The following is a 1,680-nucleotide window of genomic DNA, read 5'->3' as shown; positions in this document are numbered from 1 at the left end:
GCGTATTTCTACCTCAAAAGCGCTATTCTCTTGCAAAACATGAAGAGTATGTGCATTAACGGCAATGCTATCTAGAGCATTGGCATCGCTAATTTTGCATTCTATTTCTTCTTCGTTAACGGTAATTAAATAGTTTGACATATATGATTTTGTAAAAACAACTTTTATACTGAAGTAAAGATATTGAAAAAGATTGGCGATAGATTAACCTGGGTTGAAATGACTTGTCCTGTTATTAATTCAAATAATGAGGGATAGCTACAACTTTAAATAGCGTACCGAAAAGAACACCTAATTTTAAGTGATTTGGTGAAGAATTGATTTTTCAGAAAAAAATAGGAATAAAGAGTAGAACAGCGCAAACCGCCATAAATAATGACCAAAAACAAAAAATCCAACCTAAATAAATAGATTGGATTTCGCTTTTTGCTCCCCCTCTTGGGCTCGAACCAAGGACCCTCTGATTAACAGTCAGATGCTCTAACCAACTGAGCTAAGGAGGAAAATAACCCGTTTTAGTTTCCTAAAGCGGGTGCAAATATAGTAGTTTTTTGAAAGTCTCCAAACAAATAAATTATTTTTTTATTTAAATATCGCTTTATAAACATCATTACCGTTTGCGAACAGTAAAAGTGCTATTAAAATAAAGAATCCGGTTATCTGTGCGTACTCTAAAAATTTATCGCTCGGCTTTCTACCTGTGATCATTTCATAAAGTAAAAACATAACGTGTCCGCCATCTAAAGCTGGGATTGGCAAAATGTTCATAAAGGCAAGAATAATGGATATAAACGCAGTTGTACCCCAAAACGCTGGCCAGTTCCAAGTATCTGGGAACATACCGCCAATAGCGGCAAAACCACCTACTTCTTTATAAGCACCAGTATCAGGATTAAAGATTTTCTTCATCCCCTTAATGTAATCTGTAAGGGTCTTAACACCTTTGTTCCATCCGGCTGGGATAGATTCTAAAAAAGTGTAATCAGTAGTGTTATATTTCAAAAATCCTTGTTTTTCTGCATCAGCACCAGTCATACCAATCATTAGTCCAAGCTTGGCTTCTTCTGAAATCTTCGCCTTTAAAGGCACATCTGTACCATTACGATTAACTATCAGGTCTACATTCTTTCCTTTGTTAGATTCTAAAATAGGAAAAACTTGATCCTGATATTTAACTGAAGTACCTGCAATAGTCGTCAAAACATCACCAGCTTGAAAACCCACACTAGCATTTTGCGAATCTTCAGGTACTTGACTAATCACCCATGGCAATCTTGGTTTAATAAATCGAACTTGTTCCTTATTTTCTGAAATTGTTTCTATAAAATTTACAGGAATTTCCTTTTCAATTTGCTGTCCGTCACGTTCAATAGTTATATTCTCTCCATAAACAACTTCTGGCACTATGGTATTCATGGATTCAATTTCTTTACCATCAACGGCAAGAACCTTATCACCTGTCTGTATGCCTAGTGCATCACCCAAAGTAGTATCGGTAATCCAAACTCCGTCTTTTAAACTATCATTCGCAATATAAGTTTCACCATAAGCATATGCCAGACCAATGAAAATAACTACAGCCAAAATGAAATTTACCGTTACACCGCCTAACATAATAATTAAGCGTTGCCAAGCCGGTTTACTTCTAAACTCCCACTCCTTGGGCTCTTCAGCCATGGC

Annotated in this window: 1 protein-coding gene and 1 tRNA gene; both read right to left on the bottom strand. The window is 36.1% G+C overall.

Translation table 11 applies throughout. The features are described from left to right. Positions 1-429: 429 nt before the first annotated feature. Positions 430-503: transfer RNA gene (locus tag ABJI11_RS12020), tRNA-Asn, on the bottom strand. A gap of 79 nt (positions 504-582) precedes the next feature. After that, the coding region (locus ABJI11_RS12015; protein WP_348352449.1) for a site-2 protease family protein at positions 583-1,680 on the bottom strand (1,098 nt) is incomplete at its 5' end.

It is taken from the genome of Maribacter sp. (assembly GCF_039968975.1).
Classification (GTDB): domain Bacteria; phylum Bacteroidota; class Bacteroidia; order Flavobacteriales; family Flavobacteriaceae; genus Maribacter.
This window is presented reverse-complemented; position numbering and strand designations above follow the sequence as displayed.